The following is a 20,296-nucleotide window of genomic DNA, read 5'->3' on the forward strand; positions in this document are numbered from 1 at the left end:
CGAGAATGGCACTTCGTGCAACATTCTCAATCTAGCAATGCACGAAGGGAAGTGGGGAGATAAAACTGATTGGTTTTATCGACGTAAACCACTGGCATTGGCAGCTCGTGTAGCTCTTTATTGAGATAGAGTTGGTTGGTAAAACTCTTGATACGAAGTGTTTTACGACCTTTCTTTACAGTGAGCTCCTTATTCTGTGGCACATCACCACTAATGGTCACCTTGAGCCCACTGAAGACTTCACTGTGTGGGGCGAAGTACTGATGGGTCAGCTCAAGCATAGTAGGCTCTAAGCCGAGTGAGCGACGTAAGTAGTCATGAAGCTCCATATTATTATGGACACCCATGAGTCTCTGATCCTCAGTGGGGGCATACGTTGCCAGGAATACATCCTCAGCGGTATGCCCATGGGTGGTAAATCCAAGGTACATCCTGTCGCGGTAGATGGATGCGATGAAGTCGGATAGTCCGGCAGTATAGAGGGCACCTTCGCCTGAAATGTTGAGAGCCTTTAATTGCTGCTTAATGGCTGCACGCTCGGCATCGGGAGCGAGTTCTAGCTGACGAAGCAACTTAAGTGCCACTAACTCCTCCTCTGTAGGGGCGAAGGTGGTCACCTCTTCAAAGATCTTTGCCAACTGGCTCTCCTCGGCCGCCTTGATCATTTCGGCCAGTCCGACGGAGCTCTTTTTTATCTTGATGAGTGGTCCGAAGAGGGTCTCTTTGGAGGCACCGGCATAATTGGGAAGGTCACCTCGCCCAAGGCTCAGTCCACTATTACCATGGTCTGCGGTAACGACCACAATGGTATTGCCATCGGCCTTAGCAAAGTCAAGTGCCACCTGCACGGCACGATCGAAGGCGAGGTATTCTGTAGCCATCGCCACTGGGTCATTGGCGTGTGCCGCCCAATCTACTTTGGAGCCCTCAACGAGCAAAAAGAAACCGTTAGGATTATTGCGATCAAGCAAAGAAATCGCCGAGGAGACCATCTCGCTTAGCTTAGGGTCTCTGCCAGCCACCCCATCCATATCATACGGGATATCACGATGAGAGAATAGGCTCCACATACGATCCTTTTGGTTGGAGGTAAGTGAGGCGTGGTCATTGAGGTAGACGCCATAATCCTGACTACGTAGGTAATTCACCTGCTCTTCACTGATCAAGCCTGCCCCACCCCCAATCACTACATCAAGGTGATTGTGTACCATTTGTGGGATAATCCAATCGTAGCGCTTTCTACTGTAGCTATGTGCAGTGGCATCGGCGGGCGTTGCGTGTGGAAATTCACAAGTAACCACTACCCCAACCTTACGATCTTGTAACACCCTAGTGGCCTCCATCAGTGAAACGACTGGTCGGTACCCCATGGTGCTATCTACGGGGATAAGATCTTGGGAAGTGGCATAAGGATAAGTGCCAACCATTCCTTGAATGGAAGGCATACCATTCATATAGGTAGAGGTGGTAGGGGCGGAATCACCAATAGGGGCATCGGAGCAAAAGGTGAGCACGGTACCACTTATGTAAGGGTCAAGGTGCAGTTTGGTAAGTGAATCGGCCTGTAGATTTTGATACCAGCGTGCTAGTGAGATGGTGCTGAGCGATGTACCATCAGAAATCATAAAGATGACGTTTTTAACTGGTTTGGTTGGTTGCTCTGCTACCAACAACTGTGGCAAAGCGAAGAGCAAGGTAGCGAGTACACAAAGAGTTCGTTTCATTGTTACTATTTATTTATCAATTATATACTAAGGTCGTCCTGGCACAATGGGGTCAGCTCCTCGGGTAGAGGGGTAATATTCTCCGCTCCTTGTGTGCCAATGATATAACTATTCTCCAATCCTACCGCCCCCACTTCAGGAAATACAAACTTCGGCTCAAGGGCAATGGTCATACCGCTTCTGAAGGTATCTCGAGAGCGCGCGGTGAGCACTGGAACTTCATTGATCTCAATACCAAAGCCATGGCCAACAAACTTCACCTTATTGGCGTGTCCCATAAAGTAATTGGAAAGCCCCTCCTCTTCGGCACGAGCGGCACAATGATTAAAGACTTCGGCAACTGGTGCCCCCTCCTTGGCATAGGTCTGAAACCACTTATGAAGCTCCATAGAAAGCTGGTGGGCTTTATGCACCTCCTCTGGCAGTGTCCCTAAGTAATAGGTGCGGGTGATATCGGTTTGGTACACCCCATAATTGCCCGACATATCTACCATTACCGTGGTATTGGGGGCTATCTCCTGATTGGACGCGCCCATAGGCATGGCAAAGGTGCCTTTTCCTCCCATTGTAAAGTCGTAAGGGGCAGGGTTATCGGCATTGCGACCAGATATCACATTGCCCATAAATATCTCCGACCTAGCTCCGAAGGAACGGAAGAGGCCTATGGAACCGCGACGACGCATCTGATACTCTAGCTGATGCTGGAGATCGAGCTCTGACATTCCACTCTGGTAGAGTTCTGGTACCAGCCGATAGATCTCCATATGCACCTCTGCAAGGTGGCGTATGGCGGTGAGCTCTTGCTCGGTCTTGATGCTCCTTACGCTCCGCATAAGTGATGAGGCATCCACACTACTCACTCCCTCGGGAGAGAGTTTGGAGAGTCTCTGATAGTCGGTCACGGGGAGGTAGCCAAGCTCTAGGGCTGTGGTGGAAGATATAGCAAGCCCCCTACCCTTAAGTAGATCGGGAATCAACTCGGGCTTGCGCACATTAAAGATAAGCTCCTCGGGATAGCCTTCTAGCACGTAGGTGGGGCGCTCCAAAAAGAGTAGCGGTAGGGCCTCATCTTTATGAATAAAGATATACCCTTGTGCCACGCTCCCAGTGAGGTATAGGAAGTTGGGGACACTACCGAGTAGCAAGCTATCAATGGACGCTGCCTGAAGGGCTGCTTTTATTTTGTCTGTTTTGAGAATGATTTCGTCAATTGTTGTATTCATACGTTCGGGAAATGGATTAAATAGCAGGTAAACTCATTCCTGTAAACTTGCGATAAAGGTCGAGGGCATAGACATCGGTCATTCCACTTATATAGTCTAGGGCACTCTGTATCTTGCCGTACATGGTGTCGCGGTGCATATCGTATTGCTCGGGAATACGCTTAAACCATAAAAGGCTATAAGCATTATCTGGCTTGGTCTGTGCCTCTATCAAGGTATCTAATAGGTACTCAAAGATGCGGAAGCCGGCGAACTCGATATCTAGCACCTCCTTGGTAAAGTAGATCTTATCAAAAGCTATTTCACGGGTATGCTTAAAGGCGGTACGCTCGCGCTCTGGCAGTGCCTGAATCAGCGACCCTTCGAAGGTACCTTTGAGGATCTCCTCTTCGTGATCCAAGAAGGCAGTGGTAGTGGTAGCAACCAAGCGACCAATAGCCACCGAACGAAGGTAGGCAACTTGCTCATTGTGGTCGGTAACCTTGGAGAGGATCTCATCCACATACTTATGCTGCGCAGTGGGGATGAAGGCTTGCATCAACTCCATGCACTCTTCCCTGCTGATCAGCTTTAGTTTGTAGGCATCTTCGAGGTCCATAATCTGGTAGCAGATATCATCGGCTGACTCTACAAGATAGACAAGGGGATGACGTGCATAGACTGGTGGCTCGCCTTTCTTGGACTTCAAGATGAGACCTAAGTGGTCGGCAATCTTTTGATAGCTAGCTTGTTCGGTCTCAAAAAAGCCGAACTTTCCTTGGGAGCTGAGCGATGTATAAGGGTACTTGACCACGGAAGCAATGGTACTATATGTGAGTACGAAGCCCCCTTTTCGACGCCCTTTGAATCCATGTGTGAGTAGCCGCAGAGCATTGGCATTGCCTTCAAAGTGGGCAAAGTCTTCCCAACGGCCACCCTCATCTAGCACTTGTTGCTTCCATCGAGTCCCTTTGCCTTCGGTAAAGTAGGCACTGATAGCCCGCTCTCCAGCGTGCCCAAAGGGAGGGTTACCCATATCATGAGCCAAACAAGCAGCCGATACAATGGCGCCGAAGTCGGCATGATCGGGGAGTAAATCGGGGTATCTTCGGCAGACCTCTCGCCCTATCTGTGTGCCGAGAGAACGCCCAATACAGGAAACCTCTAGGCTATGAGTCAATCGGTTATGAACGAATACCTTCCCTGGTAGGGGGAATACCTGAGTCTTATTTTGCAACCGTCTAAAGGGTGGAGAGAAGATAAGTCGGTCGTAGTCTCTTTGGAAATCGGTTCGATTCTCCTGCTTTTGGCTGTGTGACTCAAGTCCAAATCGCCTATCGCTTATCAGCCTCTCCCATTGCATCATTTCGCTACTCATTGCTCAAGAATTATGGAGCTTATTGATTAACTCTGCCATACCTTTGCCTGCTCCCATCTTGATATGAACGAACTGGCTTGATCCGGGCACATCTTTAGGGTCAATGAGGTAGATAGGCGTGCCTCTTGGTACAAACTGTACTAGCCCAGCTGCTGGGTAGACGTTGAGGCTTGTGCCAATGATTACGAAGATATCGGCGGTCTCAACCTCACGAACGGCATCCTCCATACGAGGGACAGGCTCGCCAAAATAGACAATGAATGGACGGAGACGATGGCCTTGGGCATCTCTATCCTCGGTAGTCATCCTTAGCCTTCCTTCTGGTAAAGGAAGCGGAGTGGAGAGGTCATTCTCACTACAGCACTTCATCAGCTCTCCATGAAGGTGAATGATGTGGCTACTCCCAGCTCGCTCGTGGAGGTCGTCGATGTTTTGGGTAATGACGGTAACGTCATACTCCTTCTCCAGCTCGGCAAGTAGCTTATGTCCTTGATTAGGCTGAGCATTCACACACTGCTCACGACGGTCGTTGGCAAAGTCAATCACCAGCTTAGGATTTCTCCGATACCCTTCGGCCGAAGCAACCTCCTCCACTGAGTAGTGCTCCCAAAGTCCATCACTATCTCTAAACGTGGCGATGCCACTCTCCGCACTTATTCCAGCTCCTGTAAGAGCTACTAACTTCTTCTTTTTCATCTTCACCTTAAATTTACCAATCATGTGGTGTGTGACCCATCTGTATTTCAAGGTTACCTCCCTTAGCAATCTGCTCAAAGGTAATATACCGCTCATTCATGGGCTCGCCATTAAATCGAATGCTTTGGATATAGATATTTTCACTGCTATTATCCAGCACTTTGATCTTAAAGAGGCCATCACGCACCTGAAGCTCTGCACTATCTACCATAGGAGTTCCGAAGTAATAACGTCCACCGCAAGGCTCCATCTGATAAAAGCCCAGTGCCGACAAAATGTACCACGCACTCATCTGCCCAGCATCTTCGTTACCCGACAGACCATCGTAATCGGCATGATACAGCTCGGTCATCACCTGCCTGAGCAAAGGAGCGGCCTTGCTCTGCTTCCCTAGCATACTATACATATAAAGTATGTGATGGCTTGGCTCATTGCCGTGGGCAAACTGGCCAATCAGACCTGAAATATCTGGAGATACGTCATCGCCCTCAATGACTGAGGGGAGGATAAAGAGACTATCCAACTTGGAGAGGAACTGCTCTTCGCTACCAAAGCACTCTACCAAGCCCTTCACATCGTGAGGAACGAGGAAGGTGTATTGCCATGCATTTCCCTCACAATAGTCATCATTGCGGTGGGTAGAGGCCAGTGGATTAAAGTCGGGGTTAAAGTTACCCTTTTGGTCCACGCCACGCATAAAGCGTGTCACTGGATCGTAGTGGTAGTGGTAGCTCTTGCTACGCTTGAGGAAATAGGTATAATCCTCCTCGTGCCCCAGTGCTTGCGCCACCATAGCAACCGACCAATCGGCTAGTGCATACTCGAGGTCATAAGCTACACTCTCTAGCATACTATCGTATGGGATATAGCCGTACTGGATACGATACTCCTGTCCTCGCTTGGGTACCATAGCCGATGCCTTAAGTGCTTCATAAGCCTTCTCCTTATCAGTGACGTATCCCTTGAGGATAGCATCTGCCAGTACTGGAATGCCAGGCGCACCAACCATGGTATAGGTCTCATTACCCACTAGATGCCAGATAGGCAGCTCACCTTGCTCCTCATAGATCGCCATCATTGTTGCCACTATGTCGGGCATCATTTCGGGGTGAATCAGCGTCATCAATGGGTGTGCTGCCCGATAGGTATCCCATAGTGAGAAGATCGTATAGTTAGTGAAGTCGGCCTTTTCGTGCACCTTTTGGTCAGCGCCATAGTAGCTACCATCGACATCAGAAAAGAGGCTAGGTGCTATCATGGTATGGTATAGGCCAGTATAGAATATCTTCATCACATCAGGTAGGTGACTCTCTATTTTCACCTTGCTAAGCTCTTGATTCCATAGCTGCTTAGCCTCAGCACGGACCTCATCAAACTGCCATCCTTTTTGCTCAGCTTCCATGTTCTTCCACGCTCCCTCTATAGAAGTAGGTGAAAGGGCGACCTTCATCATCACCTCTCTATCAAGCTTGGAGTCTAGGTCAATTCGACCATAGACCACCTTACCACGACCATCCTTCTCACGTGGCTGACCATCGGTTATCACAGTCAGATCCTCGATAGGTTGAGATAGCTCTACTGCGAAGTAAACCTTCTGATCCTTTGCCCAACCAGTAGAATAGCGATACCCCTCTAGTTGCGTATCATTAACCATAATGATGTATCCCTCTGTAGCCTTATCCCAGTTGCCTCCATTCTCTAAGTCAAAGACAATGGCACGCTCCTCTGACCCTTCTGGGAAGGTGTACTTGTGGTAGCCAATACGACTAGTAGTGGTCAGCTCTACATCAATGCCATATCGCTCCAAGTGGGTAGAGTAATAGCCCGGCTCCACCTGCTCTACCGAGCGACGGCTATAGCTCCAAAGCCCACTCTGTGGGTCATCGTGATTACCACGTGCATAAGTCACCTCGCCAGTGACGGGCATCACGGTGATATCTAGCAAGTCACCAATTCCAGTACCACTGAGATGAGTGTGTGAAAAACCTATCACCGTAGAGTCGCTTACGTGATAACCACTACACCAATCCCACCCAGTGGTGACACTGGTGGGACCCAATTGAACCATTCCCCAAGGGACAGAAGCTCCAAGGAACACATGCCCATGACCTCCAGTACCGATCCATGGGTCTACATAATCTGTAGGGATCAATTCTGCCACTACCTGTTGCTTACTCTCCTTGCAACCAACCATCAAAAGTGTAGCTAGCAAACCTAGCATACACATCAGCTTTTTACTCATCTCTATTATCCTCAATTATTCTCTACTTAATTCCTGTATGTCCAAACCCTCCTGCTCCACGCTCAGTCTCTTCTAGTGCTTCAGTCACATGCCATGTCACATGAGCATGCTTCGCCACTACCATCTGACAGATCCGTTCGCCTGGTTCAATCGTATACTTGGTATCCGAAAGGTTGGCAACGATTGCCTTTATCTCACCCCTATAGTCGGCATCGATAGTACCCGGTGCATTGAGCAGTGTGAGACCGTGCTTCAGTGCCAATCCACTTCGTGGCCTTATCTGTGCCTCATACCCCTCTGGCAATGCAATATAAAGACCCGTAGGTACCGCCACTCTCTGCAGTGGTTCCAGCTCTATTGGAGACTCTATATTTGCCCGAATATCAAGGCCCGCCGATAAGGGTGTGGCATACTCAGGAAGTGGGTAAGGACTTTGATTGATTATTTTAATCTCTACTTGATTATTCATATATTCTATCTATAGTGGTAAACCATTGTACTTGATTGCTTTCTTAGCTTTTTGTAGCAATTTTATCTTATCCTCCAAAGCAATGTCAATAGATATTGGCAATATCCATATTCTATTCCTTACCTCCTTTGGAATCCATTGCTGGCAGGTGAGCAGGCGCATTCCATCCTTCTCCGTTGTGAGAACAAAGAGATCCTGGTCACTTTGGAGGTCATCCACTAGCACCTCTACCTCCTCTTTAGTAAAACGATGATGGTCGGGGTACTCTATGTAATCAACCACCTTAGGGAAAGTGCTTTTGCATGTCTGCTGAAAAGCAGCCGGACGTGCAATGCCACTCACCACCAAGATTGGACTATCTTGTGTTAGCCTATGACTTGAAGTAGTATCTGCCTCCGTAAAGAGTGGTCTTGGTTGCTCATATCTTACACTGGTACAGAAGACATCTTGATAGGCCATAGTCCCGAGATTGTCCATTTTTAAGCGCATCTCAGTTACATTGACCTGTCGAGGAGTTCCAGTAAGGATAATTGCCTCAGCTCTAGCTGCCTCCTTTCTACTCTCACGTAGTCGCCCATACGGCATCAAATAATCGTCATAGTAAGGTTTGCAGTAAGGAGTCAGTAGTATAGAAAAAGATGGGGTCACTCTGCGGTGCTGGAAACCATCGTCCATGAGCACCACGTCGGGACGCTCCTCCTCTGGCATCGCCTCCATCGTCTCGAGAGCGCGCCGACGGTCGCCATCAATATAAACCATCACCTCTGGATGTTTTTGCTTGATTTGGAAAGGTTCGTCACCTATTCTATCTGCGTTATCCTCCAGAGATGCGATGATAGGCCTACGCGTGCGACGACCATAACCACGAGAGAGGACGGCGACCTTATATTCTCGCTCCAAGAGAGATATAAGCAACTCAATATGAGGGGTTTTACCACTTCCTCCTACGGATAGATTACCGACACAAATAGTGGGTATTTCCGACTTCCAAGAGGAGACTAGGCGGTGATCATAAGCAAAATTGCGGATACCTACAGCCATCGAATAAAGGGCTGTGGGTATCCACAATAAAATATTTTTACGCTCTGGTCTCCCCATGCTTAAGTCATCTCTATTTTACATCATGCCTAGAGTCGTCTGAGTAGTCTCACATGCGGTAGCCCCTACTCTAGTAAGATCATAGGGAGGTAATGCCTTTACACCGCTCATCTGCTTAATGTACTGCTCGGTACGCCTATAGAGTTTCTCCTCATTGGTGAGGGTGAAATACTCATAGAGGGTCTGTACACTGGCACCAACATTGACTCCAAATATTTTTTGTAGCCAATCGACCTCCTCCTTACTCTCCACAACGGTATAGCTATCTAGTTCGGCCAATCTGGCTGCCTCTTGAATAGCCACATCAAGACCACCCAACTGGTCTACTAGCCCAAGCTCAATGGCCTTAGCACCGAGCCATACACGCCCTTGACCAATAGAGTCGACAGTCTCTTTTGATAAGTCACGACCTGTTGCCACGCGCGTAATAAACTGATCGTAGCCACGCTCTATCATCTCCTGAAGTTTACCAGCTACACGAGGGCTTAGTGGCTTAGTAACAGAGAGACTACCAGCAGTAGAAGTGCTTACTTGCTCCTCTTTTAGCCCCAACTTCTTCATAGTGCCTTCAGCATTAGGAATGATACCAAAGATACCGATAGAGCCCGTAAGAGTATAAGGGTTAGCAACAATAGCACTAGCATGTGATGAGATATAATAGCCACCCGATGCAGCGTAGTCACCCATAGAGACTACCACAGGCTTCTCTTGCTTCAACTGTGCCAGTTCATGGCAAATCAATTCAGAGGTCGTCACTGCACCGCCACCCGAATTAACTCTCAAGACTACCGCTTTCACGTCATCGTCTTCAGCAGCTTCACGAAGTTGCTTCACCACACGCTCCGTAATCACACGTTCTGAAGACCATAGGTCATCAGAATCCTCACCAGTACCTATCACGATATTACCCTCGGCATAGATAACAGCAACCTCATCACTACCACTACCTGAATCATAAAGTGGGAGAAGGTCTTCCACATGGAGGTAATCCATCTCATATTCACTATCTCCAAATAACCTCTCGGCAAGTGTCTGATCTAGATCTACACGATACACAAGGGTGTCAATCAAACCTAGTTGCTCGGCAATGTCCAACTTATCCATAAATTGAACATTGTCGGCAAACTGCTGGAATACACTAGCATCTACCCCTCTACTCACTGCCATCTCAGTGGTAGTTCCTTGCCATAGACCCTGAAGATACTCCTCAATTTGCAAACGATTAGCTGGGCTTAGACCGTCAAGGATATAGGGTTCCACAGCCCCCTTAAAGGTACCTACCTTAAAGACCTGCATCTCCACACCGAGCTTCTGAAGTAGCCCTTTGGTAAACACTGTGGAGCTAGTAAGTCCAATAATATTTAGGCTTCCCTCAGGACCACCAATCACTTGGTCGGCAACGCTACTCACGTAATAATTAAGGAAACTATAATTATCCGAATAGGCAATCACCTCTTTTCCCGACTCTTGAAAACGTTTCAAAGCATCTCGCAACTCCTTGGCAGTTGCGAAGTTGAGACCTGTATTCTCTAACTTCAATACAACTGCTTCGATATCCGAATTTTCACGAGCCACCTCAAGAGCCTTTAGGATCTCAGGTAGAGTGTAGTTTTTACGTACCTCTTTACTCAAGAAGTCAAAAGGATTCTCCACGGAAGTATCGGTCACAACACCATTCATATCCAGGAGTAGTACACTCTCCGCCTTTACCTTCTTTGTCTCTTTTTCTCCATTAAAGGCACCCATTACTCCACCAACTGCAGCACCCAACATTGAGAAAAAGATAATAAATACTATTACACTTGCTAGAATGACTCCAAGACAAGAGCCAAAAACTACTTTAAGAAAACTTTTCATCCTTCAATAATCTATAATTACGCTATCCGTGCTATTATTCGAGTAAAAACATTGAGCCAAATACCCTCTTAATCGCATAAGGTATTGACCTAACCTCCGACATTGCAAGATACCAATTTATCACCACATACACTAATGAGAATTCCCACTAATTTCACATTGAGAGAGAATGTTGCACGAAGTGCCATTCTCAGACATTTGCAGAGGAATTATATCGTCATTGAATTACAATGAAATATAGACCGTTAGGAGCGTTTTTGTAAACGTCTGATAACCAGGTGTATATTTTAGCGGTTTTCGAGTTGCATCTAAGCGATCGGTTAGTTGCAACTAAGCAAATGGTTAGTTGCATCTCAGCAAATGCTTAGTTGCAACTCAACTTTTGCTCTCCTAACTAGGGCGTGAGACATCGTGCAACAGTCTCTTTTTTTTGCTTCCCATAGCTATGGTATCTCTAGAAAGTATAAACTCCGACTCTCTGTGACTGCTTTTTCAAACAAAGCTAAGCCCCATGCACACAGCGTTGCATGGGGCTTAGTATGACACGGTCTTCCACCTCAAATAATAGTGGCGTTACTTAATGAGGCTCATAAATTCCTCTCGGGTCTTAAAGTCCTGAAAGGCTCCTGTAAAGTCGCTAGTAGTAGTAATCGAGCCCTCCTTTTGAACTCCACGCATCTGCATACACATATGCTGCGCCTCAATAACCACCATCACGCCCAATGGCTTAAGGGTATCTTGGATACACTCTTTAATCTGTGTGGTCAGTCGCTCCTGAACCTGCAATCGACGGGAAAGAATATTAACGATTCTAGGGAGCTTGCTCAGTCCCGTAATGTACTTATTTGGGATATAAGCAATGTGGACCTTACCGAAAAAGGGCAACATATGGTGCTCACACATAGAATAGAAACCAATATCCTTGACAATCACCATCTGCTTGTAGTCTTCTCTAAATTTAGCCGACTCCAACACTGCAGCTGGGTCTTGATGGTAACCTTGGGTTAAAAAACGTAGGGCTCTTGCAACACGCTCAGGCGTCTTTAGTAGCCCTTCTCTTGTAGGGTCTTCCCCGATAAGCTGAAGTATCTCTTTATTATGTGCTGCCAAATCGGCAATCAATTGACTCTCCTCTTCTTGGTCAATCTTCTCTGTGTAATAAGGGTTATCGTGATGTGACATATTCTTGATCTACTAATTTATAAGTCTTGAGGATCTAGACGCACCTGTGACCTGATTATGTACATTTCTCTAGCAAAGGCAGGAAATGATTTCTTGAGCTCTTGCATCTTAGTATGCGCTTCACTCTGGTCTACAAAGTTACCCACCCTCACTCTCCAAAAGGGAGCATCATACTCCACTGTTGGTAGTAGCTCAGGGTAAAGAGCATTAATCTGATTGCGTCGCTGCGTTGCGATCGCCTTACTATTCCGCAGGTTGCCACTATAAACCTGAATTCGAAAGCCCGAGATAACCGCAAGGCCATTCACGATGCGTGCATTATCCAACAAACTAGCGGACTTCATCCCTACAAGGGATTCGATCTCAGGACTTTGAGTTACGAGCACTACTCCAGCACCTGGCTCCATCGCCTGAAGTGCCTGAAAGATAGCAGGGCGAGTAGGCTGCTGTGCCATGGTCGCTGACGAACATAGCCACAATAGCAAGCCACATAATAGCCATTTATCTAGACGTATTCTTTTCATATGCACAAAGATAGCAAATAAGTCAGATATATTTTGCCTATCTAGTAGCTTTTAAGTAGCTTTGAAAGGAATAATAGAGTATTAACGCTAAAGTATTGGATGAATAAATGAAATATTATAGAGTAACACTACCTACTCCAGCCGATGAGTGGGCGACAGATATATTGATGCAAAAGCTAGGGGATATCGGTTTTGACTCCTTTGAAAATGACGGCAAAGAGTTACATGCTTACATACCAGTTAGCTCCTACAACGAAGCAAGTATAGAGGCGACACTTTCTGAGGCCCCTTTTGAAGCACTGCAAAAGCAAGCCAAAGTTGAAGAGGTGGAGGATAAAAACTGGAATGAAGAGTGGGAGAAGCACTATTTCGACCCTGTGGTAGTGGTGGACGGAGAGCTAGGGATACGGGCACCATTTCATCAACCTATTGAAGGGGTAAAGCACGAAATCGTTATTGAACCCAAAATGGCCTTCGGCACAGGCAACCACGCCACCACACAGGCTATGCTCACACTCCTCAGCCAAATTTACCTAGAGGGTTGCTCAGTGATTGACATGGGTTGTGGTAGCGGAATTCTCGGCATATATGCGATGATGAAAGGCGCTAAGGAGTGCGTGAGCATAGACATTGACGATTGGTGCATAGAAAATGCAGAAGAGAATGCCCGCCAAAATAATGTAGCACTCAAAGTACTTCAAGGTGATGCCAATATACTACAGAAGATACCACGTGCCGATATATTCCTAGCAAATATCAATCGGAATATTATTCTGCAAGACCTCGAGCGATATGTCTCGCGTATGCACCCAAGTGGCATCATGCTCCTTTCAGGATTTCTGGATGAAGACCTTCCACAGATTATGGATGCCGTTTCAGCGCATGGTCTCACCCACTCTGGGCACATTGAAATGCCTGGAGGCTGGGTCGCTATGAGGGTTACGAATCAAATGCCGTAATACCAGAGAAGTACCTACCCGAAGAGACTGTTGCACGAAGGGGATGAGCTATACTTAGCATTCAGTACGAATGCCGTAGCATAGCATCTTCCCTTTCGTGCAACATTCTGTATGTAATATATTATGGAAAAGTTTTTGCAATTAGGAATAATTTTCTACCTTTGCCTGTGAAGAGGTGATTGAAGCGCATTACCTATGTGCTTTGATTGAAAAGGGAACTCAGTGAGAATCTGGGACTGGACCCTCAGCTGTATATTCTGTAGACAGCTTTGCCATCTCGTAATGTCACTGTAGGTCGTTACTCCGAACTGGGAGAAAATCTATGGGAAGACTGCAAAGCAAGAGCCAATAGGCGACAGGATGAGTCAGAAGACCTGCCTTTTCGTTGATAGTTTTTTGTTTCTGGGGAATTCGGCAACAAAGGACGGACATTGATTACTAAGACGGACTATTTATTACCATACTAGAGGTATTTCATCTTCATTTGGTATACCCATAGTTGCTTCACAGGTGGAAGCATCTTGCCCTATGGTATAGTTTGAATAGGAATCAACTCTCTGTACCTCGATTTTCCCATTAGCAAGAAAACATAATAGTGGATTAATAGCAAGTATATATATTTAACACAAACCACTAAAAAAGTACTAAAATGAAAACGAGAGAAGAGTACATCGAGAGCCTGAGAAAGCTCAACCTAAATGTATGGTTTATGGGGAAGAAGATAGATAACCCTGTGGACCACCCTATGATCAGACCATCCCTCAACTCGCTGGCGATGACCTATGAACTTGCACAACAAGAGGAGTATAAGGACTTGATGACAGCCAAGTCTAATCTTACTGGACACACTATTAATCGCTTCTGCCACATCCATCAGAGTACTGATGACCTTGTGAAAAAGGTTAAGATGCAACGGCTACTAGGACAAAAGACCGCTTCCTGCTTTCAGCGATGTGTAGGTATGGATGCTTTCAATGCTGTATGGAGTACTACCTATGAAATGGATGAAGCTCTTGGCACTGACTACCACCAACGCTTTGGGAAGTATGTAGAGTATGTACAGGAAAATGACCTAGTGGTGGATGGTGCTATGACCGATCCTAAGGGTGATCGTAGCTGCTCTCCATCACAACAAGAGGATCCAGACCTTTACGTGCACATTAATGAGATCCGCCCTGATGGTATCATTGTTACAGGAGCCAAGGCACACCAAACTGGGTCGGTCAATTCACACGAGCATCTTATTATGCCTACTTGCACGATGAGAGAAGAGGATGCAGACTACGCTTTATCATTTGCTATCCCAAGCGACGCGGAGGGCGTGACCATTATCTATGGTCGCCAATCTTGCGACACTCGCAAACTAGAACCAGGGGCAGAAATCGACCTCGGTAATGCCACCTTTGGCGGTCACGAGACCCTTTTTGTGATGGATCATGTATTTGTCCCTAACGAGCGCATCTTTATGTGCCGTGAGTATCAGTTCTCCAATATGCTCGTAGAGCGCTTTGCCGGCTACCATAGACAGTCTTATGGTGGCTGTAAAGTAGGTGTAGGAGACGTATTAATCGGTGCTGCCGCACTAGCTGCCAACTACAATGGCGTACCTAAGGCTTCTCATATCAAGGACAAACTTATTGAAATGGTGCACCTCAATGAGACTCTCTTCAGCTGTGGTATCGCTTGTTCGGCTGAAGGCAAGCCCACATCATCTGGCAACTATCTTATAGATATGCTACTAGCAAATGTATGTAAGCAGAATGTAACCAGATTTCCATACGAGATCACTCGCCTAGCTGAGGATATTGCTGGAGGATTAATGGTAACAATGCCATCCGAAGCCGACCTAAAGCATCCTGAAATTGGCCCTATAGTGAAGAAGTACTTAGTTGGCGCAAAGGGTACCGACACCTCAAACCGTATACGTATACTACGCCTCATTGAGAACCTCTGCCTTGGGACTGCAGCTGTGGGCTACCGTACAGAGAGCTTGCACGGTGCCGGTTCACCACAGGCTCAGCGCATCATGATTTCTAGACAATGCAATATGGATGGCAAGAAGGAACTTGCTAGAAATATAGCTGGGATAGATACTACATTGGATCGCAAATAATAGATACTAGGAGTATATGATGCACTTAAAATCCCAAATAACGACGGAGCAAATCTCCCGTGTACTTGAAGAGGTCATCAAACCTCAGCTCCAAGTACACGGAGGTAACCTCCATCTCATTGATATAGAGGGTAATATCATCCGTCTAAAGGTCACGGGGACATGCCAATCTTGCCCTTCACTCAACGACACTATCGAGGAAGTTATTTTACAATCTCTACAGGATGCCTTTAATGACTCCACCATCCAAGTACAAGTGGATAGAGGGGTTAGTTCGAGTTTAATCCAAGAAGCGCTCGAGATCATTCGAAAATAAATAATCATCATATTTCCAATCACTCGTATGGACTGGAGTAAATTGTATAGTGTTCCGCAGATATCTGCGGAAGAGGCTGTTACACACATTAAAGACAACGACCTTGTAGTCGTAGCACACGCAGCCGGTGCGCCTCAATTGTGTGTGGATGCTCTGATGAATAACTTTCAAGCATACCACAACGTGAGAGTTTTCCATATGCTCACACTGGGGAAGGGGATCTGCAACCCTCCAGAGATGGCAGGACATCTACAGCATATTACAAACTTCATAGGTGGTAATATGCGCCAAGCTATGAAGGAAAATAGAGTGGACTTTTTCCCTGGATACTTCTCGGAGGTGCCGGCGATGATGGAGCCAGGTGAGTTATTGCACCCAGATGTTGCACTGATACAAGTCTCATACCCTAATGCAGAAGGGTACTGTAGCTTTGGAGTCTCCTGCGATTATACTAAGCCCGCAGCCGAAAAAGCCAAGGTGGTTATCGCCGAGATGAATGCACAAATGCCATTCATAGGGGGAGATAACCTCATACATATTTCCAAGATGAATTACGTAGTCAAAGCAGACTATCCGCTCCATTACATCGCACCTACAGAAATCAAAGAAGTAGAGGAGAGCATCGGGAGATATTGCGCTAAACTAGTGGATGATGGCGATACACTACAGCTCGGGATAGGAGCTATTCCAGATGCTGTCCTGCTCTTCCTAAAGGATAAGAAGGACCTTGGAATTCACTCTGAAATGGTCTCGGATGGAGTGGTCGAACTAGTCAATTCGGGCGTTATTAATGGTAGTCGTAAGCAAATAAATAAGGGGAAGATAGTAGCAACCTTTCTCATGGGTACTCAAGTACTCTACGACTTTGTCAACAATAATAATGATGTGGAGATGTACCCAGTAGACTATGTCAATGACCCTTGGGTTATTGCTCAAAACGATCATGTCGTCAGCATCAATAGCTGTGTGGAGGTTGATCTTATGGGGCAGGTAGTCTCCGAGAGCATTGGTCCTCGCCAGATCAGTGGTGTGGGCGGTCAAGTAGACTTCGTAAGAGGTGCAGCACGTTCTAGAGGTGGCAAGAGCATTATCGCTATGCCATCAACTGCTGGAAATGGTAAATTATCCCGCATCGTACCTACTATCGCAGAGGGTGCTGCGGTTACTACTTCTCGTAATGACGTGGACTACATAGTGACCGAGTATGGCATTGCCAAACTCAAAGGGAAAACACTCCGAGAGCGTGCGAAAGCACTCATAGATATCGCTCATCCCTCATTCAGATCCGAGCTAGAAGCAGCTTACAGAGCAAAATATTAATACTAATCAATAACGATACTGTTATGCAACTATTCAAACTTAAAACAACCATTGACCAGTTTGATACCTTTGCAGACTTTGCCAAGGCATTTAATCTGGGTGAAAAAGACTTGGTAATCACCAATGATTTTCTCTATGAGCCTTTTATGAAGGCTTGCCACCTCAAATGCCACTTCGTGATGCAGGAGAAGTATGGCTTGGGCGAACCATCCGACGAGATGATGAATAAAATTCTCCTCAATGTTCAGGGGAAAGACTTTGAGAGAGTCATTGCCATCGGGGGAGGCACTGTTATCGATATTTCCAAGCTCTTTGTCCTCAAGGGGCTAAAGGATGATGTCCTCAGAGCATTTGACCGGCAGATCCCTCTCGAGAAGGAGAAACAGCTGATCGTGATTCCCACTACCTGTGGCACCGGTAGCGAGGTGACTAATATCTCTATTGCAGAGATTAAGAGTCGGGGGACCAAAATGGGTCTAGCGGATGATGCAATTGTCGCAGACAATGCTGTGATTATTCCTGAGCTACTGAAAGGACTCCCCTTTAAGTTTTACGCCTGTAGCGCTATTGATGCATTGATCCACGCAGTAGAGTCCTACGTCTCACCGAAGGCCAATCCCTATACCGAGCTATTTAGCGAAGCAGCTTGGCGAATCATTATTGATGTATTCCGCCAGATCAAGGAAAAAGGTGAGGAATATCGATTTGAGGTAATGGGAAAGATGATTATGGCGAGCAACTTTGCTGGCATCGCCTTTGGCAATGCTGGAGTTGGTGCAGTCCACGCTCTCTCCTACCCTCTCGGAGGCGCTTACCATGTCCCTCATGGCGAAGCTAACTACCAATTCTTTACCGAGGTATTTATGGCTTATGAGCGTAAGAACCCCAATGGGCGCATCGCAGAGCTAAAGCAGAAGTTATCTAAGGAACTACAGTGCACACCAGAGGAGGTTTTTGCAGAAATAGATCACCTTCTCTCGGCACTTATTTCCAAGAATCCACTACACACTTATGGCATGAAGGAGGAGGAGATAGAGGGCTTTGCTGATGCTGTCCTCGCGACCCAACAGCGACTACTTGCCAATAACTACGTGGCACTCAGCAGAGATGAGATCAGAGATATTTATAAGAAACTATTCTAAGAACTATAACTCACTAATCACAATAAATTATGGAAATAAAAGAAATGGTGGCACTTGCTAAAGTGGCACAGCAAGAATTTGAGCGGAAGTTCGATCAAAAGAGTACTGACAGCGTAGTTAAGGCACTCTGCAAGGTAATCTATGACAACGCCGAGATACTTGCACGAGAGGCAGTAGATGAGACCGGCATGGGACGTTACGAGGACAAGGTGGCAAAGAACCGCAATAAGTCCAAAGGCGTATGGCAGAACCTCCAAGGGAAGAAAACTATGGGGGTAATAGACATTGAGGAAGGCACGGGATTAATTAAGATAGCAAAGCCGGTAGGGGTAGTAGCCGCTATCACTCCTACAACGAATCCTATCGTGACCCCTATGGCCAACATTGCTTTTGCACTCAAAACAAAGAATGCTATCATCGTATCTCCACACCCACGCTCCAAGAACTGCTCTGGACATGCTATTGAACTAATCAAAGGGGTACTGAAAGAGCATAAAGTCCCTGAAAACCTAGTACAATACCTAGCCGAACCTGGTCTAAATGAGACTCAAGAACTGATGTCGCTTGTAGACGTAGTAGTAGCTACTGGTGGGATGGGTATGGTACACTCCGCCTATTCTTCTGGCAAACCTTCATTCGGTGTTGGTGCTGGAAACGTACAGGTTATTATTGATGAAAACATCAATGACTTTGATGAAACCGCCAAGATCATCATCAAGGGTAGAGCCTTTGATAATGGGATCATCTGCTCTGGAGAGCAGTGCTTCATCTACCCAAAGAAGTATAAGGAAGAGATTTTTGAGGCTTTCAAGCGCAATGGAGCCTACTTCGTACCCGAAGAATACCACGATAAAATGGTCAATACCATATTTGTAAATGGGACTATTAGTAAAGATGTAGTGGGTAAGGACGTAGAGATCATCGCCAAAATGGCTGGCATCGAGATTCCAAAAGACACCCGTATTTTAGTAGTACCTGCAAAGGGAGTAGCTCAAGCCGATCTTATCTGCAAGGAGAAAATGTGTCCAGTAATGACCTGTCTTCCTTACGATCACTTCGACGAAGCAATAGCTCTTGCCAACGCCAACCTTAATATGGAGGGAAGCGGGCACTCAGCTGGTATTCACTCCAATAACCAAGGTAATATCATCAAGGCCGGTAACGACATCAAGGTTTCTCGACTCATCGTCAATGCCCCTTGCTCTATCACTGCTGGTGGTTCTATCCAAAATGGTCTATCTGTAACCACTACTCTAGGTTGTGGCACTTGGGGGAACAACTCAATCTCAGAGAACCTGACCTATAAGCATCTACTCAATATCACACGTATTGCACGGATGTCCGATACCATCCACGTCCCTACTGATGATGAAATCTGGTCAATGAATTGATTAATAGAGTGTGTTGCACGAAGGATGAGATGCAATGCTTAAGCAACTCCGCAGCTCACCTTCATGTAACACTCACATATTGGACCAGGGGTTACGCATATGCGTAACCCTTGTCGTTTTTCTGGAGAGAATAGTTTAGTATGTCATTGTAGATGAGCTTTGAGTGATTTTCTCACCTCTTCAAAAGGCCTTGCAATCAGAGATAAGTCACAATGGATATTTGGTCAAAAGTTTAGTTCGTAACTAAGCAATCATCAAGTTCGAAACTTAACAATTGCTTAGTTACAAACTCAATGTTCAATTAGTTCCTAACTCGTCGAGGTCCGAGATACGAACTCGACAATGCATCAAATCTATAGCTGAGATAGGTATCTTATCTTACGAAAATGAGGAAGAAAATAGGAATTACACACAGAGCCATTACGATGAAACTATGGCATAGAATAAGGTAATCAATCCAAGTGCCCTACAGGTAGGAGCACATGACACTGCTGTTTACTCACATGATCGTGCGGAAGGATCTAAAGTAATACCACTGATTGGCGTCGCACAACGGTCTCAAAACATATGGATAGTTACGCTCGTACTATCTCCACAATCGAGTAGGTCGGGAAACGAAAGTTTTCTGACCTACTTTCGTTTCCTTCCCTCTCACACCACCGTACGTGCCGTTCGGCATACGG

At 46.4% G+C, this 20,296-nt stretch carries 16 protein-coding genes and 1 riboswitch; of the genes, 6 read left to right on the forward strand and 10 right to left on the reverse strand.

Annotated features, from left to right (window positions below; all coding sequences use genetic code 11):
- Positions 1–26 precede the first annotated feature (26 nt).
- From QVO39_RS02005 to QVO39_RS02050, 10 genes are all read right to left on the reverse strand, one after another.
- Positions 27–1,724 carry an alkaline phosphatase gene (locus tag QVO39_RS02005; RefSeq protein ID WP_021902798.1) on the reverse strand — a complete coding sequence of 566 codons (1,698 nt, stop codon included), beginning with the start codon at positions 1,722–1,724 and terminating at the stop codon, positions 27–29.
- A 20-nt stretch (positions 1,725–1,744) separates the two neighbouring features.
- The gene (locus QVO39_RS02010) at positions 1,745–2,947 is read right to left on the reverse strand and encodes a M24 family metallopeptidase (protein ID WP_021902799.1); all 1,203 of its coding nucleotides are present in this window, start codon (positions 2,945–2,947) and stop codon (positions 1,745–1,747) included.
- A gap of 16 nt (positions 2,948–2,963) precedes the next feature.
- The gene (gene dgt, locus QVO39_RS02015; protein WP_288171564.1) at positions 2,964–4,289 is read right to left on the reverse strand and encodes a dGTP triphosphohydrolase; all 1,326 of its coding nucleotides are present in this window, start codon (positions 4,287–4,289) and stop codon (positions 2,964–2,966) included.
- Between the two features lie 18 nt (positions 4,290–4,307).
- A complete protein-coding gene (locus tag QVO39_RS02020) occupies positions 4,308–5,000 on the reverse strand; it encodes an SIR2 family NAD-dependent protein deacylase (protein ID WP_070707933.1) in 693 nt (230 codons plus the stop codon).
- A 13-nt stretch (positions 5,001–5,013) separates the two neighbouring features.
- On the reverse strand, positions 5,014–7,242 hold the full coding sequence (locus QVO39_RS02025) for a GH92 family glycosyl hydrolase (protein WP_021902802.1): 2,229 nt from the start codon (positions 7,240–7,242) through the stop codon (positions 5,014–5,016).
- Between the two features lie 22 nt (positions 7,243–7,264).
- The gene (dut, locus tag QVO39_RS02030; protein WP_021902803.1) at positions 7,265–7,711 is read right to left on the reverse strand and encodes a dUTP diphosphatase; all 447 of its coding nucleotides are present in this window, start codon (positions 7,709–7,711) and stop codon (positions 7,265–7,267) included.
- Between the two features lie 9 nt (positions 7,712–7,720).
- Positions 7,721–8,809: a tetraacyldisaccharide 4'-kinase gene (gene lpxK / locus QVO39_RS02035; RefSeq protein ID WP_021902804.1), complete on the reverse strand. Its 1,089-nt coding sequence runs from the start codon at positions 8,807–8,809 to the stop codon at positions 7,721–7,723.
- An 18-nt stretch (positions 8,810–8,827) separates the two neighbouring features.
- Positions 8,828–10,666 (reverse strand): signal peptide peptidase SppA, encoded by a 1,839-nt coding sequence (gene sppA, locus QVO39_RS02040; RefSeq protein ID WP_021902805.1) that lies wholly within the window; start codon positions 10,664–10,666, stop codon positions 8,828–8,830.
- A gap of 573 nt (positions 10,667–11,239) precedes the next feature.
- Positions 11,240–11,848, reverse strand: coding sequence for a GTP cyclohydrolase I FolE (gene folE / locus QVO39_RS02045; protein ID WP_018027581.1), 609 nt, complete (start codon positions 11,846–11,848; stop codon positions 11,240–11,242).
- A 17-nt stretch (positions 11,849–11,865) separates the two neighbouring features.
- Positions 11,866–12,372, reverse strand: coding sequence for an SPOR domain-containing protein (locus QVO39_RS02050; protein ID WP_021902806.1), 507 nt, complete (start codon positions 12,370–12,372; stop codon positions 11,866–11,868).
- A gap of 107 nt (positions 12,373–12,479) precedes the next feature.
- Between QVO39_RS02050 and prmA the strand changes: the two genes are divergently transcribed.
- From prmA to QVO39_RS02080, 6 genes are all read left to right on the forward strand, one after another.
- Entirely contained in the window at positions 12,480–13,331 is an 852-nt protein-coding gene (prmA, locus tag QVO39_RS02055; RefSeq protein ID WP_021902807.1) for a 50S ribosomal protein L11 methyltransferase, read from the forward strand.
- A 156-nt stretch (positions 13,332–13,487) separates the two neighbouring features.
- Positions 13,488–13,727: riboswitch (cobalamin riboswitch) on the forward strand.
- A gap of 253 nt (positions 13,728–13,980) precedes the next feature.
- The gene (locus QVO39_RS02060) at positions 13,981–15,444 is read left to right on the forward strand and encodes a 4-hydroxyphenylacetate 3-hydroxylase family protein (protein WP_021902808.1); all 1,464 of its coding nucleotides are present in this window, start codon (positions 13,981–13,983) and stop codon (positions 15,442–15,444) included.
- Positions 15,445–15,460: 16 nt separating this feature from the next.
- Positions 15,461–15,760, forward strand: coding sequence for a NifU family protein (locus QVO39_RS02065; RefSeq protein ID WP_021902809.1), 300 nt, complete (start codon positions 15,461–15,463; stop codon positions 15,758–15,760).
- A 27-nt stretch (positions 15,761–15,787) separates the two neighbouring features.
- Positions 15,788–17,080, forward strand: a complete 1,293-nt coding sequence (locus QVO39_RS02070) for an acetyl-CoA hydrolase/transferase family protein (RefSeq protein WP_021902810.1) — start codon at positions 15,788–15,790, stop codon at positions 17,078–17,080.
- A gap of 23 nt (positions 17,081–17,103) precedes the next feature.
- On the forward strand, positions 17,104–18,222 hold the full coding sequence (locus tag QVO39_RS02075; RefSeq protein ID WP_018027587.1) for a 4-hydroxybutyrate dehydrogenase: 1,119 nt from the start codon (positions 17,104–17,106) through the stop codon (positions 18,220–18,222).
- Positions 18,223–18,251: 29 nt separating this feature from the next.
- Positions 18,252–19,613, forward strand: coding sequence for an aldehyde dehydrogenase family protein (locus tag QVO39_RS02080; RefSeq protein ID WP_021902811.1), 1,362 nt, complete (start codon positions 18,252–18,254; stop codon positions 19,611–19,613).
- Positions 19,614–20,296 lie beyond the last annotated feature (683 nt).

Origin of the sequence: Porphyromonas sp. CAG:1061 (genome assembly GCF_000435035.1) — a bacterium.
Taxonomy (GTDB): Bacteria; Bacteroidota; Bacteroidia; order Bacteroidales; family Porphyromonadaceae; genus Porphyromonas_A; species Porphyromonas_A somerae.